Source organism: Roseibium sp. HPY-6 (genome assembly GCF_040530035.1).
GTDB lineage: Bacteria > Pseudomonadota > Alphaproteobacteria > Rhizobiales > Stappiaceae > Roseibium.
On sequence record NZ_JBEWCD010000002.1, the window covers coordinates 1168353 to 1193828 of the forward strand.

The following is a 25476-nucleotide window of genomic DNA, read 5'->3' on the forward strand; positions in this document are numbered from 1 at the left end:
TGCATTTATAAGCGAGTATAAGCTCTCTCAGAGATGCATGTGCCGAACTGGTTGACAATGATGACCGACGATTTGAGGGCGAACCTGCGTTTCCTGTGCGCGGAAAGACAATCCACGGCGCAGGTATGCCGCGACATTGGCATCAATCAGCAGCAGTTCAGCAAATACCTCTCGGGGCGCTCGAACCCGTCGGCGAACAATCTGCGCCGGATAGCCAGATATTTTGGTGTCGAGGACACGGAGTTGCTCGGGGCGCATGCGCAGCTGGTGCGGTCCTATCGTGCAAAGACCGCCACCTTGCGCGAGCATCGCCAGGATCCTTTGGCCAACGTCTTTCCAGGAGACCTGGCGCAGCTGCGGCCTTTTCTCGGTGCGTATCAGGTCTATTTCCAGGCGCCGGTTGATCCGAACGGTTATGTGGTGAACTCCGTCTTTCTCGACGAGCGCAACGGTGTTGTCTACAGCCGGCTGATCGAAGCACTGACCGACACTACGTTCAAGCGCCGACGATGGACCAGGTGTGATGGCAAGGTGTCTTATCAGAATGGCAGGCTGTTCGTTGTCGACAGCGAGCGCAAGAACGAAAACGCCCTGAGCATGCACATCCTGACGCCGCCCCCAAGACAGAAGCGGCATTATCTCTTTGGCACGATGTGTTTCATGGCATCGATGCCGAGACGAATGCCTTACGCATCCAAAGTGGTCTGGCGAAAGTTCGAGGCCTACCGGTCTGTGAAGGATCTGTTCAAAAGCTGCGGTGTCTATAGTGCCGAAAACCTGCGGCTCGATCCGGTGATCCGAAGATATCTGGCTTCAGACTTCAGCGAGGAAAGCGTTCGCTTGTAAGTTCCTGTGGCTCGGGCCCACAGATATGGGCGGCGCGAGATGCAAAAAGGGCGGCCCGAGAGCCGCCCTTTCCGTAAAGCAGTTGAGGTTTGGACTTCTTAGAAGCCCATGCCACCCATTCCGCCCATGTCGCCACCCGGCATTGCAGGGGCTGCGTCTTTCTTCGGCAGCTCGGCAACCATGGCCTCGGTGGTGATCAGGAGACCAGCAACGGAAGCTGCGTCCTGCAGAGCCGTACGCACAACCTTGGTCGGGTCGATGATACCGGCTTCGATCAGGTTGACGTATTCTTCGGTCTGGGCGTTGAAGCCGAAGGAAGCGTCGCCGCTTTCTCCAACCTTGCCAACCACGATGGAGCCTTCGACACCCGCGTTCTCGGCGATCTGGCGGATCGGAGCTTCCAGAGCGCGCAGAACGATCTTGATGCCGGCTTCGATGTCCGGGTTGCCGGAAGAGAGCGAGGATACAGCGTCTTTTGCACGCAGCAGCGCTGCGCCACCACCTGGAACGATGCCTTCTTCAACGGCAGCGCGGGTTGCGTTCAGAGCATCGTCAACGCGGTCTTTTTTCTCTTTCACTTCAATTTCCGTCGCACCGCCAACGCGGATAACGGCAACACCACCGGCGAGCTTGGCCAGGCGCTCCTGGAGCTTCTCGCGGTCGTAATCGGAAGTGGTTTCTTCGATCTGTGCCTTGATCTGTCCGACGCGGCCGTCGATGTCTTCCTTGGAACCGGCACCGTCAACGATGGTGGTGGTTTCCTTGGTGATCGCAACTTTCTCAGCGGTGCCGAGCATGTCGAGGGAAACGTTTTCCAGCTTGATGCCGAGATCTTCGGAGATCACGGTGCCGCCGGTCAGGATCGCGATGTCTTCCAGCATGGCCTTGCGGCGATCGCCGAAGCCCGGTGCCTTGACGGCTGCGATTTTCAGACCGCCGCGCAGCTTGTTGACAACGAGAGTTGCCAGAGCTTCGCCTTCGACGTCTTCAGCAATGATGAGAAGCGGACGGGAAGACTGAACAACAGCTTCCAGGATCGGCAGCATGGCCTGCAGGTTGGAGAGTTTCTTCTCGTGCAGCAGGATGAACGGCTTTTCCAGGTCAGCCAGCATCTTGTCGGCGTTGGTGACGAAGTAAGGGGACAGGTAGCCGCGGTCGAACTGCATGCCTTCGACGACTTCCAGCTCGGTTTCCAGAGACTTGGCTTCTTCGACGGTGATCACGCCTTCGTTGCCGACTTTCTGCATGGCTTCGGCAATGTCCTGACCGACCTGCTCGTCGCCGTTTGCGGAAATGGTGCCGACCTGTGCAACTTCTTCCGAAGTGGTGATGGTCTTGGAAGCAGCTTCCAGAGCCTTGACGGCTTCAGCAGCAGCCATGTCGACGCCGCGCTTCAGGTCCATCGGGTTCATGCCGGCAGCAACAGCCTTGGCGCCTTCCTTGACGATGGACTGAGCCAGAACGGTTGCAGTTGTCGTTCCGTCGCCAGCGATGTCGTTGGTCTTGGAAGCGACTTCACGCACCATCTGGGCGCCCATGTTTTCGAACTTGTCTTCCAGTTCGATTTCCTTGGCAACAGATACACCGTCCTTGGTGATGCGCGGTGCACCGAAGGCTTTGTCGAGAACGACGTTACGGCCTTTCGGGCCGAGGGTTACCTTGACAGCGTTTGCGAGTGTGTCCACGCCGCGGAGCATGCGCTCACGGGCGTCGGAGGAGAATTTTACTTCTTTAGCAGACATAGAGTCGTCTCACATAAACTTGGAATTAGGGGAAATCAAAAGCGGTTCGCTGTCGAGTTAAGCGATCACGCCCATGATGTCGGATTCCTTCATGATCAGGAGGTCTTCACCGTCGATCTTGACTTCGGTGCCGGACCATTTGCCGAACAGGACGCGGTCGCCTGCCTTGACGTCGAGAGCAACGATTTCACCGCTGTCCTTGCGGGCACCGGTGCCAACAGCGATGATCTCGCCTTCCTGCGGCTTCTCTTTTGCGGTGTCCGGAATGATGATGCCGCCAGCAGTTTTCTCTTCCGAGTCTACTCGGCGAACTACGACACGGTCGTGCAGTGGACGAAATGCCATAAGACTGTTTCCTCTCATGAGCGCGCCCCACGCAATTGGCAGCGCGCGAGACATGATTATTAGGTTGAATGAGGCAGATGCGGTCGGCATCTGCCGCCAATTAGCACTCCCTCAAGGCGAGTGCTAACAGCGCCTTGGATTTATGCAGCAGCGCCGTTCTTGTCAATGCTTTATGAGGAGAATTTAATCTCAAAAGCGCCGCAAAACGCTTTATCAGGCTTCGCTATGGTTAACGAAAGGGAAGGTGATCGTCGAAGTCGGGCCTTGGACGATCCTGTCCTTGACGCTCAATTAGGGGCGGCAATCGAAAAAGGCAAGCTGAAACCGGCAGTTTCTCCGTCAGCTTCATTGGTAAATCGTGTTTCAAGTGTGTAAGCGCCCGCGGGAAGGCCGGTGAACTGGAAAGACAGCGCGGCTGCCAGCTCTCTTTGCTTCGAGCGGCCTTGACCTGAAAACACCGCAAAATCGTCCTGTTCCGCGAGCACCTGTCCCGATGCGTTGAGCAGTCGGTAGCTTGCCGTCAACTCAAAGGCATAAAGCCCGTCCGATTGTGTGAAGGAATAGCCGACCGGTTCAGCGTAAATGGAAAGCACGTCATCGTCTTGAAAGACGGAATCGCTGCGCGGCGTGTACTGGCCGTACGCGGTGCCACCGTCCCTGGTAAAAGTGGCTACCGCAAAGGCGAGGCCGTTGGCATCCCAGGCCGCATCGTATGCAGCTTTTGCGTCGTTGAAAGCGTCAGACGGAAGAGGGACGTTCTCAGAAGAGACGGCCGGCGAACAAATGCCGGCCAAGATCCCTGTTGCAATAAGGATGGCGGATGCAGTCTGCCTGGATAAGCGTTTTCCTGTCAGCATCTTCTCTTCCCAGCACGCCTTTATGTCTTTTCGTTTCTTGGCGGATTTTTGCCGATATAGACTGACTTTTGACGTTAGACAAGAGAATGTGTGCGATGCAGTAAACGATAGCCGGTTAAAGGCTTCGCGCTGTCCAGGACTGACGTTTCCGGTAGATTGTCGAGGGACTTATCTCCAGTGCGGCCGCAGCCATGGCAATATTCCCGTCAAAGGCATCCAGCGCATCTTCGATAATCCGGCGCTCCTGGGCCCAAAGTGGTTCGATTGCGCCGAATGGCCGGCTGGGTGCGCTGGTACGCGAGCGTTCCCGGGACAGATCGATAACGGCGTTCGGGCGGCCACTCTGATCACGGATAACCATCGGCAGCATGTCGAAGGTGACAGCTGCGCCGTCGTTCATGACCACGATCTGTCGGATCGTGTTTTCAAGCTGCCGGACATTGCCGGGCCACGAATAGGACAGGATGCGGGTTTCGGCATCAGCGTCGAAGCCTTTGAAACCCCGCCGCTCTTCCCCGGAATACCGGGTGAGAAATGCCTCCGCGAGCGGTAGAATGTCATCGCGCCGTTCCCGGAGCGCCGGCAGGTGGACCGGCAGGACGTGCAGGCGGTAGTAGAGATCTTCGCGAAAGCGCCCGGCAGAAATTTCGGCGACCGGGTTCCGGTTGGTCGCGCATATGATGCGCGCGTCCACCTTGCGGGACTGCGTGTCGCCCAGCCTTTGAAAAGTGCCTGTCTGCAGGAACCGGAGCAACTTGCTTTGAAGCAACAGGTCCATTTCGCCGATTTCATCCAGGAACAGGGTGCCCCCGTCGGCCTGCTCGGCAGCGCCTGGCCGATTTTCGGTGGCACCGGTGAAGGCTCCACGCATATAGCCGAAAATCTCGCTTTCGATGAGATCTCGCGGAATTGCCGCGCAATTCAGCGTGACAAACCGGTTGGGCTGACGATCGGACAGGTCATGTATAGCGTTCGCACACAGTTCCTTGCCTGTGCCGGATTCACCTGTAATGAAAACAGGAGCCTGCGACGGTGCCATACGGGCAATCTGGTCATGGATCTCGCGCATTTGGAGGGAAACGCCAACCAGTCTGTTCAGTCCTGTCTGATCAATTGGCGATGCTTCGGAAAATGTCGGGCGTTCAGGTCGCTCTGCTGGGGCCCCGGGCTGATGGGGTGCCGGGAAGTCCACAACAGCTGAAGGCAGCACCGGTCGGCGCTGTTTGAGCTGAAACGAGATTTTCGTTGCAAGCGCATCCAGTGAAAACGGTTTAGTCAGGAAATCATGTGCGCCTGCCCGCATTGCGCTGACCGCGCGCGAAACCGATCCCTTGGCAGAAACGGCGATGATAACGGCTTTGGGGCAGCGTACTGCATAGGCTTCCAGCGCTTCGTCGCCTCCAATTGTCTCCAGATCGATAATAAGAATATCTGTCGACTTATCCGCCAGGTCCTGAAGACAGGATGCGGAATCTGTGTAGAGGATCGGATCGGCACAAGATGAGGATAACTTGGCGCAAACGGCAGAAGTGCGGGCGGCTTCTGAAGCCGATGCGTCGAGAACACGGACAATCACAGGCAACTCTTTGCCCTCATTACTCCCCATTGCTGGGTAACTCCCGTCGCTTGAGCTGGGTCATTCGACTATCGAAAGATTCGTCAATTTGATAATTCTCCGAACAGGGTAAACAAAGCGTTGTCAGATGACGCATTTTGCAGTTTTTACGGAGAAAACTGACGAGAGGCGGTTCTTACTGGAAAGAACCTGCCAGCAGACCGGCCAGGAAACAGGCAACGGAGAGGACGGCAACAACGGAGATCGATACCCGTTTCTGAAAGAGTGGCTGTGTGGGCTTTGCAGGTTGCGGCCCCGCAAGAACTTGCGTCTCGGCCAAAGTGTCCTGCAGTTGTTCTGCCGCTGCGCCTTGAGCGCTTTGGACCTGGTCAGACCAGGTCGGCCGCGCTGAGGATGGCGCTTGCGGGATGTCTTCCGCTGCAGGCATCAGAAGATCTTCAACCGCAGCCGGGCCAGTGACGGCAAAAGCCTCCTGGACGTCCCCGTCCTGCGGGTTTTTGAAATTCTCGGGGCCATCCAGGTCTGTCGCAGATTTGAAGGCTGGTGCGTAGCTGCCTTTTGGAATTGAAATCCTGATAAGGTCCGAAGCGCCGCTGCCTCCGTAGTATTTGGCGAGCCGGCGACGAAGACGGGCGGCCTCCACGCGGACGATCGGATCAGTTACCGGATTGAAGTCTTCCCCACGTCCGAGCGCTTCAACCGCGATCGTGTACCCTTTGATTTTTTCGTGCTGATTTTCGAGCGATGCCCGCACCACGAATTCCAGAAAGGCGCGCAATTGCGGCGCGGATGCGAATTCCGGGCTTTTGAGCGTTTTGACCAGCGCTGATGTCACTTGCTCGTCCGTGCATCCTGGGTCGTCAGAGCCCTTCGAATGCCCGGAGCTGTCAGCCCCAGAACCTGAGTTACCCGTTGTTTGAATATTCGAACGGAGGTCTTTTCGCTCGTTTTGGGCCTTTTTTTGTGACGTATTCCGTCCTGAGTGTACGGCCGCGTGCATGCCAGTCCCCTTATGGTAACCGGTTCTTAAACGCACCACGACAATTGCCCTAACGTGATCTTAACCAAGTCGCAGGTGATTGCAAATGACAAAAGTCATCCCTCCACCGCGGTTTGGTAGCCTGATCAGACAAGGTCGTGTGCAGGGCGGTACGGAGCTCAAATTCACCCGTCAAATGGAAAAACACCGGGTTTGGCGGTGCTTAGTCGGGGACAAGTGATGCAATTCATGCATGAATCGAGCTTGCGGATTCGGAGGAGACTGCTTCTTAAGGCATGATTGGCCGGTGATATTTGATTCGGGTCGGAACTTTTAAACGCCATGGGCCGGACGGGGACCATCTTTGTAGCGATATGTATGGCGATCATCGCAGCATCGTCGGCAACCGTGCTGATTTTTCAGTTCGGACGCCCGTTCGGTGAAGCGGTTTCGCTTTCGCTGGCGCTGATGTGCACCATGATCCTCATTCATCTGCTGATTGGCCGTGTGCACGATCGTGGGGCGGTCAGTGAGGCGGTCGATCGCCTGGAAGACAAGATGGCTGACCTCGATGAAGATGTCGGCAATCTTGAAGGTCGGCTGACGGGGATGGAACACACCATGCCCCGCCGCACGCGTGCTGAAATTGACCCGCTGTTTGCCGAAGTCGAAGTCTTGGGCACCTTGGTCAAGCAAATGGCGGAAGCCATGTCGGATCTGGAAACCAGGGTCGAAGATCAACAAGCACTGGCACCGCCGTCGCATGCGGGCGCACTGCCGCATTATGCGCAGCCAAACCAGGCACAGTCACTCGCTGAAAGACCGGAAGCCTTGCGTCCACCTCATCAAATGGCGCAGGCAGGTGCAGCGCCATTGAGCGCGATGCCGGTCGAGGTGAACGAACCGCGCCAGGAAGCAATGGCGTCTCAAGGGTTCCGGCAGGCAGCGGAGGCGCCCGTCAATCCGTTCTTAAACCAGCCTGCAAGTCAGCCGCTTCAGGAGAGCACCGGCCGGGGTGACATGGCCGAGTGGGACCGCAGATATGGCGTTACACCGCCCCGGCCCGCCGTCAACCAGCCGCCGATACCTGATACGCCGCCACCTCAGCGGCACGATGAATTTCGTCAAGCGCCCTTGTCCGTAGACGAGTTTCCACTCGATGATGAGGGGCTTGTGCAGCCGGAGCCGCCAGCGCCGGAACGTCAGCAGCCGAACCTTGCGATGCGGGACCTGATTACGTCAGCCTTGAATGCAAACAGGGTTGAGCTGCACCTGCAGCCGATTGTCACGCTTCCCCAAAGACAGGTAAAATACTACGAGGGATTCACGCGCCTGCGCGACGCCGAGGGCAACGCTGTCGAGGCGGCAGCGTTTTTACCTGAAGCGGTTCTGTCCGGGCAAATCGCCCGTATCGACAATCTGCTGTTGTTCCGTTCCATTCAGGTGATAAAGCGGCTTACGTCCCGGAACCGCAACGCAATGCTTTTCTGCAATATCTCGTCGGTTTCGCTTGTCGATGAGACGTTCTTCCCCGGGTTCCTTGAATTCGTGAAATCCAACCAGTCCTATTCCGATGTTCTGATATTCGAGTTCTCGCAAAGCGATGTGGCCAGCATGGGCGCGATGGAACTCGAAAGCCTGAATGCGCTCTACGAAGTCGGCTTCCGTTTCTCGATTGACCGCATCTCAGACATGAAGATGGATTTCAATTCGCTTGCAGGCCGGGGCTTCAAGTTCGGAAAGTTGCACGCCGACTATCTCATCGGACGCCGCGAAGCGAACCATGGGCACATCCACCCGTCCGATTTCGGTGATTTGCTTAACCGCTACGGCATGGAACTGATCACCGATCACGTCGAAACGGAATCGCAGGTTCTGGAACTCCTCGATTATGATGTGAAGTTGGCACAGGGCAATCTGTTTTCGCCACCGCGTCCCGTGAGAGCCGAGGTCCTGCAGGGAGCCCCGGCTCCAGGTGCCAGAAAAACCGCGGCAGGATAACGCGGCTTCGACCTCTGCCTTTGCTTTTGACCCTCACTCAACGTGAAATCTATCGTTTTGGCCGGGAAACGCCGTGTGACCGTCAGGATGTTCGCGTTAGATGAAGTGTTCTGGACCTGGACAAGGCAAAACTGGTTGCTGTTCCGAACAGCAGGGCCCAGACGGGTGCGCCGATGCCGAAAAAAGAAACGGCTGAAACCGTGGTCATGAAAGTCACCAGAGCTGCTTCGCGATCGTCAGACCTCAGCAATGCCGCGTTGAGACTTGCGCCGATCGTGCTCAGGAGGGCGAGACCGGCGACGGTGATCACCAGTGCTTTCGGCGCGAGCAGAAACAGACTGATGACCGCAGCGCCCAGCATGCCGAAACCGCAGTAGAAAATGCCGGCAATGACCGCCGCCTTGTACCGCGTCTTAGGATCTTCGTCCGCTTCCGGCCCTGCACAAATCGCGGCCGTAATTGCAGCGAAATTGAAGGCAAAGCCGCCAAATGGCGCAAGCAGGAGCGACGCGAGACCCGTAACGGTCAGACTGGCGGAGACCGGTGGCTTGTAACCGGCGGATTTCAAGGCAATCACGCCCGGCATGTTTTGCGAAGTCATCGTGACGACGTAAAGCGGAAGACCGACACTGATGAGTGCGATCAGTGAAAATTCCGGCATGACGAAAACAGGCTGTGCGGCTGAAAACGAAAAAGACACTTCTGTTTGGAAAGCGCCCGTGATCCAGCAAAAGAGACTTCCTGAAAGAAGCACCGACAGGATGGCATACCGCGCAAACCATCGTCTTCCGGCAAGGTAGGTGATGCACATGACCGCGACGAGCAGAAAGTCCTCCTCCATCGACGAAAAGACGCCCAATCCAAAACGAAACAGGACGCCTGCCAGCACTGCGCTGGCGATCGCATCGGGAATAAGGCGCGAGACCTTTTCAAACCAGCCTGTCACGCCTGTCAGTGTGAGCAGGGCACCACAAAACAGGAATGCACCAATGGCTTCGCTCATTGGGAGACCTTCGGCACCAATGACAAGCAACGCCGCCCCCGGCGTCGACCACGCCGTCAGGATCGGCATCTGGTAGCGAAGCGACAAGAACAAGCCGCTCAGACCCGTTCCAAGTCCCAGGACCAGCATCCAGCTATTGGCTTGCGCCTGTGTCGCTCCAAGCGTGTCTATGGCCTGAAAAATGATTGCGACGCTGCCCGTATATCCGACCAGAACCGCGATGAAACCGGAGACAAGGTGTGAAAGTTTCAGACCTGCAATCATATCGCCCGTGCCTTTGCCGTTCTGGAAAGCTAAGCTTGGCCTGAAACCAGGCTCCGCAGTTTGTTCGTTATAACGTACGTTCGTTATAACGAACAAGAGAAACAGGCGAATGACCGAAAAGAAAATTCAAATCAAGCTCAAGGCAGCCAGGCAAAACGCGGGACTAAGCCTGTCGCAGACCGCGGAAATGACCGGCGTCAGCAAGGCAATGCTTCATCAGATCGAGCGTGGTGATTCCAGTCCGACGATTGCGACCCTTTGGAAGCTGGCAAAGGGGTTTCATCTGCCCCTCACGGCATTCATCGAAGACCTTGTTCAGCCGATTGAAACCTTCACCCCTGCACAGAGCGACCTCATTCGGTTCCCGGGAAGCGTCGGATTTCAAACGATATTTCCCTTCGACCCGGTGTTTGGTTCGGAAACGTTTGTTGTCACGCTTGAAGCGGGGCAAACCCATACTTCAAATCCGCACGATGCCGGTGTGGTCGAGGATGTCTATGTGGTAACGGGAGAAATGGAGGTCTTGTCGGAAGGTCGATGGAAGCTGTGCCGCTGCGGTGATGGAATCAGGTTTCCAGCAGACCAGCCTCACGGATACCGCAACTTGAGCGGTGCGACCGCCCAGTTTCACAATACATTGCACTATCCGAAGACGAGCCTGTTTGGAACCGACACGGAAACCGAAGGCAAGCCCTGAGGCTTAAAGCGCTGACGACCTTGCTTGCAAGAGCAGTGAAGCGCCTCGTGGCAACAGGTCAATCGGCAAAGAGTGGAAAGGACCGACAGGCTCGGTCCCTTCATGTGCAGCGTGCAGCCGTCATACGTCTGATTAACGCCAAGGCTGCGCGCCTGTTTCCCGGCTTGCTTAGCCTTGCTCCTGACCGACGGTGATGATTGTCGGCTTGTTTTCCGCCAGCAGCCTTTTGGCAACGCGTTGCACGTCTTCCAGCGTAACAGCGTCGATCTCGCTGTTGCGGCGGTCGAAGTAGTCAATCCCTAGGCCCGCATTTTGCAGGGCTACCAGCTGACGCGCAATCTTGCCGGAACTGTCAAAGCGCAGGGCATAAGATCCTGTGATGAAGCGCTTGGCCGCATCCAGTTCGGCATTGGAAGGACCTGTCGTTGCCATGCGCTCAAGCTGCTCAAGCATCACGCCGACCGTCTCCTTCGCGCGCTCGGTCTTCGTCGCCGCCGAGCCGATCAGCAAGCCCGTGTGTCGATAGGGCGAAAGCGAGGTACTTGCGCCGTAGGAGAGCCCGCGTTTTTCGCGCACCTCCTGATACATCCAGGAGGTAAATGTACCACCGCCGAGAATGTGGTTCATGACATAAGCGGCCTGGTAATCCGGATCATCGCGCATGAGGCCGGGCACGGCCAGAAGAATGGTCGTTTGCGGTACGGAAAGTTCCCGGTGGATGGTCTCTCCGGAGAGCAGTTCCAGGTCCGATACTGCCGTGAGGTCGGTTTGCTCGGGAAGGCCAGCAAACACCTTGTCGAGGATTGGGGCAAGCGTCTCAGCGTTTATCGCCCCGACGACACCTATGGTCAGGCCCTGTTTCGACAGAAGCTTGCCGTGCTGCATCTGTAGGTCGGACTTCTCAAGGGCCGCAAGCGTTTTGGCGGTCCCCAAGGTTGGCCTTGCGTAAAGGTGATTCCCAAACATGGCGCCTGCGAGCGAACGGCCGGCGATTGCGTTGGGGTCGCTTTCGTTCCGCTTGATCTGGGTTTTGAGCTGAGTCTTCATGCGATCGACAGGCGCTTCGTCGAAACGTGGTTCGTTGACCGCAAGCGCAAGCAGATCCGACGCCTCGGTAAGCGTCGGGCTGAGTGTTCTGAGGCTACCGTAGAAACGGTCCCGCCCGGTGTTGAAACCGATGCTGACGGCAAGCTCTTCCATTCTTCCCTGGAACTCTTCCGAACTGAGCTCGCCGGCGCCTTCATCAAGAGACGCAGCCAAGAGACGTGTCAGCCCTTCCTTTCCGACCGGATCCTGAGTAGAGCCTCCGTCGAAGGAAAAATTCATCGCAATGATGGGAACCGTATGGTCTTCCACAAGCCAGGCTTCAATGCCTTCGGGGCTGATAACCTTCTGGACTTCAACGGCCTGCGCGATACGAGAAAACGCAAGAAACGCGACGAGTGCGGCAGCGGCTATGGCCGCAGTTTTGTGAAAAGGGAATCTCTGGGCCATGGGTCAGGACTTGTCGTTTGTTTTTGCTGCATTTGTCAGGGCGGCTTCCGGCTCGGTCGGTTGCTCGAACCGCAACTCGCCAAAAACCGGCGTCCCGGTCAGATAGGTCCGGGCCGCGTCGAGAACGTCTTGCGGTGTTACGGCATTGATCTGTGCGGGCCAGCTCTGCACATCCTTGACCGTCTGACCGGTCGTCAATGCTCCTCCGAAGAGGCGGGCAAGACCGGACTGGCTGTCCTGCGCGTAGATGGCGCTCGCGATCATCGTATTCTTTGCGCGTGTAACTTCTTCTTCCGTAACGCCCGTTTCGAGAAGTTTCTCCAACTCCTTGGATATGAGGCGTTCCATATCCATCAATGTGCGGCCCGGGCGTGGTGCGGCATAGATACCGAAACGCCCGTCATCGAGCGCCTGGCTCTGGTAGTAGGCACCGGCTCCAATCGCGGCTTCCTGTTCGAGGACAAGAGACTTGTGAAGCCGGCTCGAGGGACCTTCGCCAAGAATGTACGAGAGGACATCGAGTGCTTCCGGCGTCCGGCCTCCGCCAGTCGAGCGGCTCGGAACAACCCAGGTCTGGGAAATGGTTTCCTGCCGGACACGGGGGTCCGAAACAGCAATGCGGCGTTCGCCGGAAAGGGGCGGTTCGGTCGGACGTACGCGTTCACCCGGTTCAGCGCGTCGTGGCACCTCGCCATAGGTTTCGGCGGCCATCTTGCGAACCTCGTCCACCTCGACGTCGCCTGCGACCACCACGACTGCGTTGTTGGGCGTATAGAAGCGGTCGTAAAATGCGATAGCTGCTTCCTTATTGAGCGCTTCAATTTCACTTTGCCAGCCGATGACGGGCGAACCATAGGGGTGGTTCACGAAAGTGATGGCGTTCATGGCTTCCCGCAGGCGGGAACCTGGCTCGCTATCGACGCGGCTCCGGCGTTCTTCCAGAACGACATCGCGTTCAGGGTCGACGATCTCATCGGTCAGAACCAGGTTTTCCATCCGGTCTGCCTCGAGCATCATCATCAGTCGAAGATGCTCTTTTGCGACTTTCTGGAAGTAGGCGGTGTAGTCGAGGCTAGTGAAAGCGTTTTCCTGACCGCCGCGCTCGGCGATCATTTTGGAAAAGGCTCCGTCGGGATAGTTTTCCGTTCCTTTGAACATGAGGTGTTCAAGAAAATGGGCGACCCCCGACTGGCCCTCGGGTTCATCCGCCGAACCGACCTTGTACCAGATCATGTGCGTGGCGACCGGCGCTCTACGGTCCGGAATGACAATCACCTGCAGACCGTTTTCAAGCGTAAAGCTCTCAAGGTTGGGGGCGATCATAAGTCCGCTGGAACCCGTCGTGTCGACTTCAGCACTGGCAACCTGTGCCAAGGTGGCTGTTCCAACGAGGACCGCGGGCAACACAATAAACCGAACTAATTTGCGAAGCGGGGAAGAAATGAATGGGCGAAGCGTTTTGGGGCTAAGGTTCACGTATGTCTCCCGTTCTGGCCTAAAACAAAAAACCTCCGGACAAGACCATCCATATAGGAAGGTTAGCCCGAAGGTCCCATTACAATTTCGTCATCCACGATTAATCGTGTTCAGTTACAATATGCAGATTGTCCTTCAAGACAGCGTGGATCGATCGGTGTGCTGGCGTAAGGGTCGTAGTTTGTCGGCTTACCCTTGTTCGTCTTTTTGACGATGTCCGGCATCGGTGCGTCGGGTGACGGTGTGCTGTAAGTTGTCGGCGGTTCCGTCAGATACCGGCGTGATGCCAGGCCGCTCTCTTCATAGCCAGCCTGCTGTGCTTTGATCTGCTGCAGCCGTTCCCATTCCTCACGCTGCTGCTGGCGGCTGAGCACTTCGCCTTCGGCAACATCGTTTTCGCGCCGTTCCGCCTCAAGGTTCCGTGTCGCCTGGCCGGTAACACCCGTTATCTTGAAGCCACGCATCTGCTCAGGTGTCAATGGCTGTTTGTTCAGGCCGCCGCCGGATCCGGCATAAAGCTCTTTAAGCTCTTCAAACTGCGTGTTTTCTTCCTGCTTCGGCCAGTTCGCGGCATCGGTGCCGGCGACCTCGGTTTCAGGTTCGGGAAGTTTTCCGGGCTCGGCCGGCATAGCTAGTGGCGCGCGCGGTTTGTAGTCGATCGGTTTTTCATTCGGGTCGACGGCGCCCAGGCCACTCATGAAGGAATTCACCAGTGCCACATCTGGTGCCTGGGAGGTTCCATCGGCCGCCTGACAGGCCGCCAGTCCTCCCATGAGAACGAGTAGAGCGCTCTTTTTGACCCAGTTAAGTTTCGTCCGCACCACAGCAGACTCCCCGGTATTAAGTTGAAAGTGTGGGTTCAAATATCCCCACTATGCATCCTCTTCAGCCTTAAACCTTCATTTTGCGGCTGAATTAGGACCATTTCCGAAACTGTCATACAGGAGTGCAGCTACGCCTGCAACGATCCACACATCTGCAAGATTGAACACATACCATGAGAAGTCGCCGACATGGAAATGGACGAAATCAACAACTGCACCATAGGCGATTCGGTCGATTCCGTTTCCGATCGCTCCTCCGATGATCATTGCGAGTGCAAAGGCGATCAACCTGGACTGACAGCGGGCTGACCAGATCCATAACCCTATTGTGATGAGCACCGTCAGCACGACGAGCAGCCATCGTCCCAGATCGCTGTTCTGCTGGAAGAGCCCGTAGGACACGCCGCGGTTCCAGACAAGTACGATATCGAGAAACGGAAACAACGCGACAGGGCCGTTTGCTCCAAGATCGAAAACGAACAGAAGCCACAATTTGCTTGCCTGATCCAGGAGAAGCCCGGCAAGAGCTATACCGAGCACAAGCGAACTCAAGCGGCCCCACAAAAAGGGCCGCTTGTCGGTTAAAGATGCGCTTTGAAGTGGCTCGTTCATGCGTTCGATCTTTAGTATTTTATGCAGCGGCGTGCGCTGCGTCCCACTCGCGCAGGGCTTCCGCGTCACGCAATGTCACCTCGGGATAATCAGGATCAGAACCGACTTCCGGCAGGATCTTCCAGGACCTTGCGCATTTTTGCCCGTCGGCGAGTGCCGGAATGACGGCGACCCCCTTGGTGTCGTCGAGCGTGAAAGCGCCTTCCGGCGCCGGATCGGATGACAAGGTCAAAAGACTTGTAATCGCGATATCGGCCATGTTCTGCCCTTCAAGGGCTGCCATCAGATCCGGATCAGTCACGTGAACGATCGGATGTGCTTCCAGGGAGGAGCCGATGCGCTTCTCCCGCCGCTCGATCTCAAGCGCGCCCGTGATTACGCGGCGCACGGTTCTGATTTTGGCCCATTTTTCCGCCAGATCGTTATCCTTCCACGCGGCTGGCACGACCGGGAACTGTTCAAGGTGAACGGATGTCTCCTCGCCATAACGGGTCACCCAGGTCTCGTCCATAGTGAACGGCATGATCGGGGCCATCCAGGTTACCAGGCAATTGAACAGCTTGTCGATGACACAGAGCGACGCCTTGCGCCTCGTGGAGGACGCCGCATCGCAGTAAAGCGCGTCCTTGCGAATATCGAAATAGAAGGCCGACAGCTCGACAGTCATGAACGTGAAGAGCTGATGAGCGACTTTCTTGTAGTCGAACTCCCAATAGGCCTCTCGGACAAGTTCGTCGAGTTCCGCGAGGCGGTGCAGCATCAGCCTTTCAAGTTCAGGCATATCCGAAACAGCGACATCTTCGCCAGTGGCGTGGGCGAGTGATCCCAGCATCCAGCGGAGCGTGTTGCGAAGCTTGCGGTAACTGTCGACATTGGTCTTGATGATTTCCTGGCCCAGACGCTGGTCTTCCCAATAGTCGGTTGAAGCTGCCCAAAGGCGCAGAATGTCAGCACCATACTGCTTGATGATGTCTTGCGGAAACACCTGGTTGTTCAGCGACTTGGACATCTTGCGCCCGTCCTCGGCCATCGTGAAACCGTGTGTGAGGACAGCGTCGTATGGCGCCGTGCCGCGCGTACCGCAGCTTTCCAGGAGGGAGGAGTGGAACCAGCCGCGATGCTGGTCGGATCCTTCCAGGTAGAGCACGTAGTCGTTGCCGCCGTCTTTTTTCCGCTTTGGCTTGAGGTCGTCCCGCTGTTCCAGAACAAAAGCGTGTGTGGAACCGGAGTCGAACCAGACGTCGAGAATGTCAGTGACCATGTCCCAGTCATCGGCATTATGGTCGTTGCCAAGGAAACGCTCCTTGGCGCCATCCGCATACCAGGCATCGGCACCTTCTTCGCAGAACGCGTCGAAAATGCGCGCATTCACTGCCTCGTCCTTCAGGATCTCTGCAGTGTCCTTGTGAATGAATACCGTGATCGGCACGCCCCACGCCCTCTGGCGGGAAAGCACCCAGTCCGGCCGGTTCTCGATCATCGAGCGCAGACGGTTCTTGCCGCTTCCGGGCACAAAGCGGGTGGCATCGATGGCGTCGAGTGCCCGCGTTCGCAACGTGTCACCTTCACCTGAGAGCGCCTTGTCCATATAGACGAACCACTGCGGCGTATTGCGGAAGATCACCGGTTTCTTGGACCGCCACGAATGCGGGTAGGAATGCGTGAGCCGGCCAAGTCCGATCAGGTTGCCGCTTTCCTTGAGTTTTTCGATGACCGCCTTGTTGGCTTTGCCCTTTTCGCCCTTGTGGGTGATGACCTCGTAGCCCTCAAATCCGGGGGCGTCCTTCGTATAAAACCCGTCATCGGCAACGGTGAAGGGGATTGCGGTATTGATGCCGCGCGCATCCAGATCGGCCCGTTTCGCCATCCAGATTTCAAAGTCGTCCGCGCCGTGGCCAGGTGCAGTATGAACAAAACCCGTTCCCGCATCGTCCGTCACGTGATCACCGTCGAGAACAGGAACATCGAATTCGTACCCGCCAAGCCCAAGTTCGGCGAGCGGATGTGCGCAGGTGATCGTTTCCAACTCGTCCGCGGTAACTGCGCGAACACGGCTGAAGTCCGAAATCCGGGCGTTCTTGAAAACCTCTTCGGCAAGCGCGTCGGCAAGGATCAGAAGGTCGCCCTTCTGCACCCAGTTTTCATCCGGCAGTCCATCCTGGGTCACTTCATAAAGGCTATAGGCAATACGCGAGGAAAAGCAGATCGCCCGGTTGCCGGGGATGGTCCAGGGTGTGGTTGTCCAGATCACGACGGCGGCGTCCAGCAACTGCTCGACCGCAGCCTGATCACTGCCGCCGGCGGTTTCGACGGGAAACTTCACCCAGATCATATCGGACTTGTGGTCCTGGTACTCGATCTCTGCCTCCGCCAGTGCTGTCTTTTCGACCACTGACCACATGACCGGTTTGGAACCGCGGTAAAGCTGTCCGGACGTGGCAAACTTCATCAGTTCCCTGGCGATGATTGCCTCGCTGTCGAAGCGCATCGTCAGATAGGGATTGTCCCAGTCGCCCTCAATGCCGAGGCGCTTGAACTCCTGGCGTTGGACGTCGATCCAGTGTTCTGCGAACTCGCGGCATTCTTTGCGGAACTCGTTGATCGGGACTTCGTCCTTGTTTTTGCCCTTGGCCCGGTACTGCTCCTCGATTTTCCACTCGATCGGCAGTCCGTGACAGTCCCAGCCGGGAACATAGTTGCTCTCGTAGCCCATCATCTGCATCGACCGGGTGACGATGTCCTTGAGGGTCTTGTTGAGTGCGTGCCCGATATGGATGTTGCCGTTCGCGTAGGGTGGGCCATCGTGCAACACGAATTTGTCGCGGGTTTTTCCCTGCTCGCGGAGTTTCTTGTAGACGTCAAGCTTCTCCCAGCGTGCAAGGATCTCCGGCTCCTTCTTGGGAAGGCCGGCGCGCATGGGAAAATCCGTCTGCGGCAGGTTGAGCGTTTCGGAATAGTCGCGTTTGTCTGTCTCGGTCATCGTCAATTCGATCCGGTCGTTCGGGAACGTCGCCCGTCAATTTTACAGGGTGTTGCGAACCTGTGGTCAGGCAGCAAGAACAGGAATATCCCGGACCCTGGCGCCGCGTATGTCGCGTCAGCCGAAGGCCGGGCAAGTAATTCGCGCAATCGCGATCATCTCAAGGCCGATGAATATGGGGTTCTTGTCGTGCATCGCATGGGACATAGCAGCACTTGCCGGGCGAATAAAGAGGTCTGCGGCAATTCGAGGCCGGTCCTTGTCAAAATGCAGGCTTTCTTTAACGGCTAGCAGCTAATGAAGAGGGAGTGTTGATCGTGAGGATTGAATGGCCGCCTATTTTTCAGAAGGGCGCTGGGCGACGACGGATCGCCTTATACCTGCCGGGCTGATGGCGATGGCGGCCTACCTGGCCGTGTTGGTCTTTTTCTTCGCCCCGACCGGACCGGCCGTGACGCCCGAGGGTGTTCCGATCAACGATTTCCTGTGTTTTTGGCTTGCGGGATCGGAAGTCGCTCGCGGCACGCCTTACGTGGCCTACGACAATGAGGCGTTTCTTGCCTTGCAAAGGCCGTATCTGGAACCTGGCGCTTTCTATCCGTTTTTCTATCCGCCGACATTCCTGCTGGTTCTGGCGCCCCTTGGTGCGATGGCTGCCATTCCGGCCTATATGGCATCGCAGGCCGTCAGTCTTGCTTTCGCGGGGGCTGTCGGCGCCCGGATCCTGCGCAGTTGGCACGGTGCGTTGCTCGTTGCAGCAATGCCCGCAACATTCAATTCCCTGTTTCATGGGCAGAATGCGCTGCTCTGTGCTGCACTTCTGGGCGCTGCCCTGGTCGCCCTCTCCGAACGCCGCGAGCTTCTCGCCGGAGTGTTTATCGGGTTGCTGACGATCAAACCGCAAATGGGCGTATTGATCCCGGTCGCTTTGCTGGCGGCCGGTTATTACAGGACGTTCTTCTCCGCCTCTGTCACCGCGATCGTTTTTGCGGCCGTCAGTTGGCTCGTACTCGGATCGGAAACATGGATGGCGTTCCTGCAACAGGCCGCGTTCACCGGCCAGGCAACCGATCAGGGCATGGCGGGTTTCCATAAGATGGCGTCTGTCTATGCATCGGCGCGTTTGCTCGGGCTCTCCGCGCCACTTGCTTATGCGGTGCAGGCAGTTGCGGCCGTAGCGGCAATCTGGCTGATCTGGAAAGTGTGGCGCACCTACGCTGCCTTCGCTCTGAAGGCGGCCGTTCTGGTGTCTGCCGGTTTCTTCGCCACACCCTATGTCCTGCCATATGACCTGGCCTCCCTGGCGATCGGCATTGCGTTTCTGGTGCAGGGCACAGGAGGCAAACAGGGCTTTTCCTACATGTGGACGCTGATTGCGATCGCGGTGCTGGTATCGGCCTCCTCACGCTACATCGGCGCGGTGTCCGGCATGCCGCTCGGCCTTCTGGCTCCGGCAATCGTTCTCTTTGTCAGCGTGCGCCTCGTCCAGCAGGTTCCAACCGGACACGAACGGGCAGTTGCATGACCAATCGAAAACTTACCGCGGTGTTTTGGGAAAAGGGTATCCGCGACGGCGCCTGGCTGACTTGGGATCGGATCGGTTTTGCGTGCCTGTGTTCAGCGATTGGCCTCAGTCTCGGCCTTGTGTGGCTTTTGTTGGTGCCGAACGCGTTCGGTGCTCCCAACGGTACCGTGCTGATGGACTATTTCAGTTTCTGGCTGGCAGGCCGGCAAGTGCTTCTGGGCGCACCCGAGATTGTTTATAACCCGGTCGCGTTTTCTTCGCTTCAGGCAGAGATATCCGGATCTGAAACCGTCTTCGGTTTTTTCTATCCGCCTACATTCCAATTGCTGCTTTCGGCGTTTGCCGCGCTTCCCTACAAGGCCGCCTTCGCAGCATTTGTTCTTTCGACAACGGCATTGCTCTGCCTGTCCTGCAGACTGATTACTGGAAACTGGTTGCTCGCTGCGTGTCTCATCATCATTCCTGCCTGTGCGAACAATGCTTTCCACGGTCAGAATGCGGCGCTCACGGCTGCTCTTTACGGGTTCTTCCTGGTTGGTATCGAGCGGCAGAGATTGTGGCTTGCGGGCATCGCGCTCGGTATTTTGACGATCAAGCCGCAGCTCGGGATCCTTGTGCCGGTCGCCCTGATTGCAAGCCTGAACTGGCGCACATTTGTCAGCGCGTCCGCAATGACACTTGCCTTCGCGTTCCTCAGCGTCGCTGTTCTCGGATTTGGTGTGTGGCAGATCTTCTGGGCACAAGCGCCCGTTGCCTCCGCGATGATGGAAATCGGCGGCGTTGAATGGGGCAAGATGATCTCGGTCTATGGCAGCTTGCGCCAGCTCGGACTTGGCCACGCGGCATCAATGGCGGTCCAGGTGATTATCGGGCTCGGTGCGCTGGTGTGTGTCTGGAAGGTCTGGCGCATATCCGGCGACATGGCTGTTCGATCTGCCGTCCTGGTCGGTGGCACACTGCTGGTGACGCCATTTGCCTTGTCCTATGACCTGACGCTGCTGGTCATCCCCTGCGCTTTCCTGATCCGTGAAGGTCTCAAGGACGGTTTTCCGCCTTATGAGAAGATCTTGCTTGCGGTGGTGATCGGTCTATCCGCGTCCACCCCGCCGCTGGCGATCCTGCTGGGTCTGCCGGTTGCTCCGCTATTGCCTTTGATTATTCTCTATCTTGGCATGCGGCGCATGTTGTCGGGCAAAGCCGGACGGGATGAAACCCGCGAGAGGAATCACATCTCAGCTACAGTGTCTGCCTGAGTTTCTGTTTTTCGCATTCGCTCGCGATGGGCAATATAGAGCCCGCTTGCGATGATCAGTGCGATCCCGATCCAGGTCGGACCATCGGGGAAATCCGAAAAGACAAGATAACCGAACAGGGTTGCGCTCACGATCTCGACATATTGGAGGGGCGCAAGCGTGCTGGCACTGCCCCTTTGAAACGCTGCAACGACGAGCCCGTGGGCTGCGAAAGATATCAGGCCGATGAGCGCCAGCAGCCCGATTTGGGGCCACGATGGCACGACAAACCGAAAATCCTCGATATCCGCGAGTGTCCCGGCAATAAGTGCGGCGCCTAACAGAAGGGCGCCGGAAAGGCCGGCTCCGAACTGGATGGTGAGCAGGTCGTCTTCAACGGGATACAACTTGTTGATCAGGAGGTAGAACGAAAACAGAAAAGCGGTCAGAACGGGCAGAAGGCTGACCAGTCCGATCTCTGCAAGATTCGGACGCAAGATGACAATTGCCCCAAGCAGTCCGACGAGGATTGCACCTATCCGCCGGATGCCGACTTTCTCCTTCAGGATCAGGGCTGCCAGGATCGTCAGGACCATCGGTTCGATGAAGAAGATCGAAATCGCGGTGGCAACCGACATGTATTTCACCGCAGTGAAGAAGCTCAGGGAGGCCAGGGCGAGCAGAACACCACGCACGAAATTGACAACTGGCTGACGCGATCTGAGCCTTGTGATGCGGCCGGCGGCAAGCGCAATCAGCAGGCAGATCAGAAACTGAAAGAAAAACCGCCCAAAGGTCACCTCAAGCGCGGGAAGGGCTGATGACAGATATTTCGCGATGATATCCATGATCGGCACGATCAGCATGGCTGATGTCATGAGAAAAATCGCGAACATCGGGTTTGGGTCGACGGAGGCTCCCGCCGATGAACTTGTCACAACGCCAGGTCCAGCAGTTTCATGTCAATTTCAGAAAGCGGCTGCATCGAACCAAGCGCTGCACGCGCTTCTTCGCTGTCACGATCCATTTGCGCGATCAAGGCTTCGGCGGACTCGAATTTTTCCTCGCCGCGCAAGTGCGAGACGAGATGAACCCTGAGGGACTGACCGTAAAGATCGCCGGTAAAATCGAATAGAAAGACCTCAAACACCACGGCGCCGCTGTCGAAGGTTGGGCGGCGGCCGTAACTCGCAACACCGTCAAACCATCCATTCTCGGTCTTTATTTTGACAGCATAGATCCCCTGTAGCAGCGGACAATCACTGCTCATATGGAGATTGGCCGTCGGATAGCCGAGGTCGCGGCCACGCTTGTCACCGTGTTCCACGCGTGCCTCGAAAAACCACCGGTATCCGAGCAATGCGTTGGCCTGGGCAATGTCGCCTTCCGCTAGGCTGTCCCGGATGCGCGTGGAAGAAATGACTTCCGCTCCCTCGTCCTCTTCGCGTTGCACGATCGTGACACCGAATCCATGCTCGGCGCCAGCCGTGCGCAGATAGTCGGGTGTACCCTGCCGGGCCTTGCCGAAATGAAAGTCGTAACCTGTTACGGCGTGAGAGATGCCGAGCGTATCGATCAGGATATTCTGGACGAAAGCGTTGGCTTCGATGCCGGCAAAGTCTTTCGTGAACGGCAGGATAAGCGCACCGTCAAGTCCGCACACCTTCAGCATCTCGACTTTGAGAGGTGGCGGCGTGAGCCGGTAGACCGGCCTTGAAGGATTGAAAACCGTCCTTGGATGCGGCTCGAAACTCATCGCGAAAACCGGATGGTGTGTTCCGCGGCCGAGACCGAGCGCCGCGTCAAGAACGGCTCTGTGCCCCCGGTGCACACCATCGAAATTCCCGATGGCAACGATGCCGCCTTTGAGATCCTCCGGAAATGCGTCCAGGTCCTCGACATGCAAGAAACTGGAGGATTGAGACGGGCTCATGCAGCAAACCTTCGCGCTGTGTGTCGGCCGGATCGGCTTCTTGGGAAGTGGCAGTCAGCGCAAGCGCACGCAAGGTGCCCGCAAGCTGACGCTGGCGAGGAACCTGCCGTCTGTGTGGTAAAACGTCAAGGCCGGTCCCTTCGATGAACGCGGCTGTCTGTCTGTTTGATGTCAGACGAGGGACCTGTCTTCGTCTTTGCCGGGAACCTTAACGAGTGCTTCCCCCTCGAGCACGACGGTGTCACCAACACTGCAGATGCAGGACAGCCTTGCACGTTTGCCGCGCTCCATCAGTTCTTCGACGGTTACGGTCACCTTGACATCATCACCGATTTTCACGGGCGCTTTGAAGTTGAGTGTCTGGGACAGATAGATCGCTCCCGGGCCTGGAAGGCGTGTTCCAAGGACCGCCGAAATCAGGCTGGCTGTATAGAGTCCGTGCGCGATCCGGGTCTTGAACGGGGTTCGGGCCGCGAAATGCTCTGAAAGGTGGATAGGATTACGATCGCCGGAAACTTCGGCAAAGCCGACTACATCGGAAGAACTGACATGTTTGACCAGCTCTTCTCGCATGCCGGTTTCCAAGTCTTCAAAATAAAGAGTTCGTAGCTCAAGCATTGTAAAATCCGCCCAGTATTTCTTTTTACCCGTGGCCGAGGACGCTAGGCGCGCTGCGGTTTTCTGGCAATTATGCTTTCGGCGAAGAAAAAAGCGCGCGTTATTAACGGTCTTTTCAGGGGAGGCGCGTAGAGTGTGTCGAGTGTGGGGAGGTGAGGACACAATAATGTGTCGCTCTCCTTCAGAGTCAAATCGCGTTTCCACCGGCCCACGGCCAGGGGCCGCGCTTATTGACAGTATGGAGTAGACAATGGCCCTTGATCTTCAGATGCCGGTCCTCGTGGTCGATGACTACAAAACGATGATTCGCATCATTCGGAACCTGTTGAAGCAACTTGGTTTCGAGGACATCGACGATGCCGCGGACGGCACCGAAGCCCTGGAGAAAATGAAGCAGCGCCGTTATGGCCTGGTCATTTCCGACTGGAACATGGAGCCGATGACCGGATACGAACTTCTCAAACAGGTTCGTTCCGATTCCGGTCTCAGCAAAACCCCGTTCATCATGGTGACCGCGGAATCCAAGACGGAAAACGTCATTGCCGCCAAAAAAGCCGGCGTGAACAACTACATCGTGAAGCCGTTCAACGCACAGACGTTGAAAGGCAAGATCGAGGCAGTCTTCTCCGAATAATTTCCGGCGCCTGTGGAGCCCTGCAAACGGGCTCTTCCACCGGCGCACACGGAATTTCCGGTTCTGGGGCCTGCCGGGTGGGCAGATCCCTGAGTCATACCGGAAGCAGAATGCGCGATCGCCCGGCAAACGGGACGTGCATTCGGAGGGGCATACAGGCGGGGGCCAAACCTAATGGCAAATATAAAGCAGGAAAATGTCGCACGCGTCATTGATTTCCTGGAACAAAACAAGACCCGTGACGGTGACGTCTCTCTGACAGATGTTATGCATCTTGCAGAGGTCATGTCCGGTTCCATGCACGATTTCCTGTCGACTGTTCAGCCGACGGTAACTGACGAGCTTCGAGCGATCGGCAAAGAAATTTCGCGCATGAAGGATGAAATCTCCCAGCTACGTGCGAATGACATGACCGGCAGCAAGATACCGGATGCCGGGCGTGAGCTTGATGCAATTGTCGAGGCGACGGAAGACGCCACCAACACGATCATGGAAGCCGCCGAAGACATCATGGGGGCTGACACGAGCGATCCGGAAGCCTATCAGGAGCTGGTCAGCAACAAAATGATCAGCATCTTCGAAGCCTGCACCTTCCAGGACATCACCGGCCAGCGGATTTCGAAAGTCGTAACCACGCTGAACTACATCGACGAACGCGTTTCATCGTTCATCGAACATCTGCGTATTCCCGAGGACCTTGAGGCGGAGCTGGAAGAAAGCGACGAGGATCGCCGCAAACGCGAACTGATCCTGCACGGCCCGCAACATGATGGCGAGGGCGTGTCTCAGGACGATATCGATTCAATGCTGATGGATGCTCAGGCCGATATTGACAAGCTGTTCGACTGAACAGGGATAATAATTCCGAGATCAAGGCCGCCCCGGGCGGCCTTTTTCATACCTACCACCAGAGCCTCGGCAGCGCAGCACGGGCGCGCAGACCCTCCTCGATCAGGCGTTTGCGGATCAGATGTTCCTGCGGCGCATCGCTTGGACCGAAATCCGATGCATGGATGCCGGCGGTTATGAAGAGGACATCAATATCCTGCGAAACCGCTCCCCGAATGTCCGTTGGCAGACCGTCGCCGATCGCCAGTACTTCTTCCTTGGCAATTGGAGCGCCGGTGAGAACTTCCAGCCGTTTCATGGCCGCATGGTAGATCGGTGCATGCGGTTTGCCCAAGATCGCCACCTCGCCGCCGAGGTCCTCGTAAAGGCGGGCGAGGGCACCCGCGCACCAGACCAGCCGGTCACCGCGTTCAACGACGATATCCGGATTGGCGCAGATCATCAGCAGGTTCCTGTCGGCGAGCTTCTGGAGCCGGTCCCGGTAGTCGTCAGGCGTTTCCTTTTCATCATCGACAAGGCCGGTACAGCTGATTGCCTCCGCTTCCTCGTCATTGGTGGTGAAGGTTGCTTCCAGGTTCCAGTAGAGCGGCTGATCCCGGTTGGGCCCGAGATGCAAAAGGGTTTTGCTTCCCTGAGCCTCGAGAATACTGCGCGTTACATCCCCTGAAGTGACGATTTCGTCATAGGCTTCCTCAGGAACACTCAGCCGCTCAAGCATTTCGCCGACCTGTTTGGCCGGGCGCGGCGCATTCGTGATCAGGACGACCTTGCCACCGGCCTCCTCACGGTATGTGCGCAGCGCCTTGTGCGCCCCGTCGAAGGCTGCTACCCCGTTGTGCAATACCCCCCAGACATCGCACAGGATCCCTTTGTAGAAGGGAGCTACGGCGCGCAGCCCGTCGATCAGAAGTGGTGCAGAAACGGTCATGTCATCTCACTTGGATTGGACTTGATCTGGTAAACTTGGGAAAGAATCGAGACAAACTCGG

23 protein-coding genes are annotated in these 25476 nt (G+C 57.1%); 8 read left to right on the plus strand and 15 right to left on the minus strand.

All coding sequences use genetic code 11. The features are described from left to right. Nucleotides 1-39: 39 nt before the first annotated feature. Nucleotides 40-846, plus strand: a complete 807-nt coding sequence (locus ABVF61_RS16780) for a helix-turn-helix transcriptional regulator (protein ID WP_353994680.1) — start codon at nucleotides 40-42, stop codon at nucleotides 844-846. A gap of 98 nt (nucleotides 847-944) precedes the next feature. Here ABVF61_RS16780 and groL read toward each other — a convergent pair whose 3' ends face one another. The 5 genes from groL to ABVF61_RS16805 all read right to left on the minus strand — a co-directional run bounded on the left by groL (nucleotide 945) and on the right by ABVF61_RS16805 (nucleotide 6201). Further along, on the minus strand, nucleotides 945-2588 hold the full coding sequence (gene groL / locus ABVF61_RS16785) for a chaperonin GroEL (RefSeq protein WP_353994681.1): 1644 nt from the start codon (nucleotides 2586-2588) through the stop codon (nucleotides 945-947). Nucleotides 2589-2645: 57 nt separating this feature from the next. Next, nucleotides 2646-2933 carry a co-chaperone GroES gene (gene groES / locus ABVF61_RS16790; protein ID WP_353994682.1) on the minus strand — a complete coding sequence of 96 codons (288 nt, stop codon included), beginning with the start codon at nucleotides 2931-2933 and terminating at the stop codon, nucleotides 2646-2648. 287 nt (nucleotides 2934-3220) lie between these two features. Then, entirely contained in the window at nucleotides 3221-3790 is a 570-nt protein-coding gene (locus tag ABVF61_RS16795; RefSeq protein WP_353994683.1) for a hypothetical protein, read from the minus strand. A gap of 115 nt (nucleotides 3791-3905) precedes the next feature. Next, a complete protein-coding gene (locus ABVF61_RS16800) occupies nucleotides 3906-5396 on the minus strand; it encodes a sigma-54-dependent transcriptional regulator (protein ID WP_353994684.1) in 1491 nt (496 codons plus the stop codon). A gap of 145 nt (nucleotides 5397-5541) precedes the next feature. After that, nucleotides 5542-6201, minus strand: coding sequence for a hypothetical protein (locus ABVF61_RS16805; RefSeq protein WP_353994685.1), 660 nt, complete (start codon nucleotides 6199-6201; stop codon nucleotides 5542-5544). Nucleotides 6202-6723: 522 nt separating this feature from the next. Between ABVF61_RS16805 and ABVF61_RS16810 the strand changes: the two genes are divergently transcribed. Further along, complete coding sequence (locus ABVF61_RS16810) at nucleotides 6724-8346, plus strand: EAL domain-containing protein (RefSeq protein ID WP_353994686.1); 1623 nt, start codon at nucleotides 6724-6726, stop codon at nucleotides 8344-8346. A gap of 82 nt (nucleotides 8347-8428) precedes the next feature. Here the strand turns inward: ABVF61_RS16810 and ABVF61_RS16815 are convergent, their stop codons facing one another. Next, nucleotides 8429-9613 (minus strand): benzoate/H(+) symporter BenE family transporter, encoded by a 1185-nt coding sequence (locus ABVF61_RS16815; RefSeq protein WP_353994687.1) that lies wholly within the window; start codon nucleotides 9611-9613, stop codon nucleotides 8429-8431. Between the two features lie 109 nt (nucleotides 9614-9722). On the opposite strand from ABVF61_RS16815, the gene ABVF61_RS16820 reads away from it, so the two are divergent. Beyond that, entirely contained in the window at nucleotides 9723-10310 is a 588-nt protein-coding gene (locus tag ABVF61_RS16820) for a helix-turn-helix domain-containing protein (protein WP_353994688.1), read from the plus strand. A gap of 168 nt (nucleotides 10311-10478) precedes the next feature. Here ABVF61_RS16820 and ABVF61_RS16825 read toward each other — a convergent pair whose 3' ends face one another. From ABVF61_RS16825 to ileS, 5 genes are all read right to left on the minus strand, one after another. Then, the gene (locus ABVF61_RS16825; protein WP_353994689.1) at nucleotides 10479-11804 is read right to left on the minus strand and encodes a M16 family metallopeptidase; all 1326 of its coding nucleotides are present in this window, start codon (nucleotides 11802-11804) and stop codon (nucleotides 10479-10481) included. Nucleotides 11805-11807: 3 nt separating this feature from the next. After that, nucleotides 11808-13127, minus strand: coding sequence for a M16 family metallopeptidase (locus ABVF61_RS16830; RefSeq protein ID WP_502950007.1), 1320 nt, complete (start codon nucleotides 13125-13127; stop codon nucleotides 11808-11810). Between the two features lie 263 nt (nucleotides 13128-13390). Further along, a complete protein-coding gene (locus ABVF61_RS16835; protein WP_353994691.1) occupies nucleotides 13391-14101 on the minus strand; it encodes a hypothetical protein in 711 nt (236 codons plus the stop codon). 78 nt (nucleotides 14102-14179) lie between these two features. Continuing rightward, nucleotides 14180-14716: a signal peptidase II gene (gene lspA, locus ABVF61_RS16840; protein WP_353994692.1), complete on the minus strand. Its 537-nt coding sequence runs from the start codon at nucleotides 14714-14716 to the stop codon at nucleotides 14180-14182. A gap of 19 nt (nucleotides 14717-14735) precedes the next feature. Continuing rightward, a complete protein-coding gene (gene ileS, locus ABVF61_RS16845) occupies nucleotides 14736-17696 on the minus strand; it encodes an isoleucine--tRNA ligase (RefSeq protein WP_353994693.1) in 2961 nt (986 codons plus the stop codon). A 328-nt stretch (nucleotides 17697-18024) separates the two neighbouring features. Here ileS and ABVF61_RS16850 point away from each other — a divergent pair, with 328 nt between their 5' ends. Both ABVF61_RS16850 and ABVF61_RS16855 read left to right on the plus strand, forming a co-directional pair. After that, nucleotides 18025-19221, plus strand: a complete 1197-nt coding sequence (locus ABVF61_RS16850; protein WP_353994694.1) for a glycosyltransferase family 87 protein — start codon at nucleotides 18025-18027, stop codon at nucleotides 19219-19221. Beyond that, entirely contained in the window at nucleotides 19218-20474 is a 1257-nt protein-coding gene (locus tag ABVF61_RS16855) for a glycosyltransferase family 87 protein (protein ID WP_353994695.1), read from the plus strand. The genes ABVF61_RS16850 and ABVF61_RS16855 overlap by 4 nt, the downstream gene beginning before the upstream one ends. Here ABVF61_RS16855 and ABVF61_RS16860 read toward each other — a convergent pair. Both ABVF61_RS16860 and ABVF61_RS16865 read right to left on the minus strand, forming a co-directional pair. Beyond that, nucleotides 20447-21391, minus strand: coding sequence for a DMT family transporter (locus ABVF61_RS16860; RefSeq protein ID WP_353994696.1), 945 nt, complete (start codon nucleotides 21389-21391; stop codon nucleotides 20447-20449). The genes ABVF61_RS16855 and ABVF61_RS16860 overlap by 28 nt on opposite strands. Beyond that, entirely contained in the window at nucleotides 21388-22386 is a 999-nt protein-coding gene (locus ABVF61_RS16865) for a bifunctional riboflavin kinase/FAD synthetase (protein WP_353994697.1), read from the minus strand. Before ABVF61_RS16865 ends, ABVF61_RS16860 begins: the two co-directional genes overlap by 4 nt. Between ABVF61_RS16865 and ABVF61_RS16870 the strand changes: the two genes are divergently transcribed. Beyond that, on the plus strand, nucleotides 22385-22507 hold the full coding sequence (locus ABVF61_RS16870; RefSeq protein ID WP_353994698.1) for a hypothetical protein: 123 nt from the start codon (nucleotides 22385-22387) through the stop codon (nucleotides 22505-22507). The genes ABVF61_RS16865 and ABVF61_RS16870 overlap by 2 nt on opposite strands. A gap of 50 nt (nucleotides 22508-22557) precedes the next feature. Here the strand turns inward: ABVF61_RS16870 and ABVF61_RS16875 are convergent, their stop codons facing one another. Continuing rightward, complete coding sequence (locus tag ABVF61_RS16875; protein WP_353994699.1) at nucleotides 22558-23004, minus strand: MaoC family dehydratase; 447 nt, start codon at nucleotides 23002-23004, stop codon at nucleotides 22558-22560. 250 nt (nucleotides 23005-23254) lie between these two features. Between ABVF61_RS16875 and ABVF61_RS16880 the strand changes: the two genes are divergently transcribed. Both ABVF61_RS16880 and ABVF61_RS16885 read left to right on the plus strand, forming a co-directional pair. Further along, nucleotides 23255-23638, plus strand: a complete 384-nt coding sequence (locus ABVF61_RS16880; protein WP_029063701.1) for a response regulator — start codon at nucleotides 23255-23257, stop codon at nucleotides 23636-23638. A 174-nt stretch (nucleotides 23639-23812) separates the two neighbouring features. Next, nucleotides 23813-24487, plus strand: coding sequence for a chemotaxis protein (locus tag ABVF61_RS16885; RefSeq protein ID WP_353994700.1), 675 nt, complete (start codon nucleotides 23813-23815; stop codon nucleotides 24485-24487). A 52-nt stretch (nucleotides 24488-24539) separates the two neighbouring features. Here ABVF61_RS16885 and ABVF61_RS16890 read toward each other — a convergent pair whose 3' ends face one another. Beyond that, nucleotides 24540-25415: a TIGR01459 family HAD-type hydrolase gene (locus ABVF61_RS16890; protein WP_353994701.1), complete on the minus strand. Its 876-nt coding sequence runs from the start codon at nucleotides 25413-25415 to the stop codon at nucleotides 24540-24542. Between the last annotated feature and the right edge of the window lie 61 nt (nucleotides 25416-25476).

Coding starts and splice junctions, on each gene's coding strand:
- groL (WP_353994681.1), bottom strand. CDS start 2,588: ATGTCTGCTAAAGAAGTAAAATTCTCCTCCGACGCCCGTGAGCGCATG.
- groES (WP_353994682.1), bottom strand. CDS start 2,933: ATGGCATTTCGTCCACTGCACGACCGTGTCGTAGTTCGCCGAGTAGAC.
- ABVF61_RS16795 (WP_353994683.1), bottom strand. CDS start 3,790: ATGCTGACAGGAAAACGCTTATCCAGGCAGACTGCATCCGCCATCCTT.
- ABVF61_RS16800 (WP_353994684.1), bottom strand. CDS start 5,396: ATGGGGAGTAATGAGGGCAAAGAGTTGCCTGTGATTGTCCGTGTTCTC.
- ABVF61_RS16810 (WP_353994686.1), top strand. CDS start 6,724: ATGGCGATCATCGCAGCATCGTCGGCAACCGTGCTGATTTTTCAGTTC.
- ABVF61_RS16815 (WP_353994687.1), bottom strand. CDS start 9,613: ATGATTGCAGGTCTGAAACTTTCACACCTTGTCTCCGGTTTCATCGCG.
- ABVF61_RS16820 (WP_353994688.1), top strand. CDS start 9,723: ATGACCGAAAAGAAAATTCAAATCAAGCTCAAGGCAGCCAGGCAAAAC.
- ABVF61_RS16825 (WP_353994689.1), bottom strand. CDS start 11,804: ATGGCCCAGAGATTCCCTTTTCACAAAACTGCGGCCATAGCCGCTGCC.
- ABVF61_RS16830 (WP_502950007.1), bottom strand. CDS start 13,127: ATGATCGCCCCCAACCTTGAGAGCTTTACGCTTGAAAACGGTCTGCAG.
- lspA (WP_353994692.1), bottom strand. CDS start 14,716: ATGAACGAGCCACTTCAAAGCGCATCTTTAACCGACAAGCGGCCCTTT.
- ileS (WP_353994693.1), bottom strand. CDS start 17,696: ATGACCGAGACAGACAAACGCGACTATTCCGAAACGCTCAACCTGCCG.
- ABVF61_RS16850 (WP_353994694.1), top strand. CDS start 18,025: ATGGCCGCCTATTTTTCAGAAGGGCGCTGGGCGACGACGGATCGCCTT.
- ABVF61_RS16855 (WP_353994695.1), top strand. CDS start 19,218: ATGACCAATCGAAAACTTACCGCGGTGTTTTGGGAAAAGGGTATCCGC.
- ABVF61_RS16870 (WP_353994698.1), top strand. CDS start 22,385: ATGCAGCAAACCTTCGCGCTGTGTGTCGGCCGGATCGGCTTCTTGGGA.
- ABVF61_RS16865 (WP_353994697.1), bottom strand. CDS start 22,386: ATGAGCCCGTCTCAATCCTCCAGTTTCTTGCATGTCGAGGACCTGGAC.
- ABVF61_RS16875 (WP_353994699.1), bottom strand. CDS start 23,004: ATGCTTGAGCTACGAACTCTTTATTTTGAAGACTTGGAAACCGGCATG.
- ABVF61_RS16880 (WP_029063701.1), top strand. CDS start 23,255: ATGGCCCTTGATCTTCAGATGCCGGTCCTCGTGGTCGATGACTACAAA.
- ABVF61_RS16885 (WP_353994700.1), top strand. CDS start 23,813: ATGGCAAATATAAAGCAGGAAAATGTCGCACGCGTCATTGATTTCCTG.
- ABVF61_RS16890 (WP_353994701.1), bottom strand. CDS start 25,415: ATGACCGTTTCTGCACCACTTCTGATCGACGGGCTGCGCGCCGTAGCT.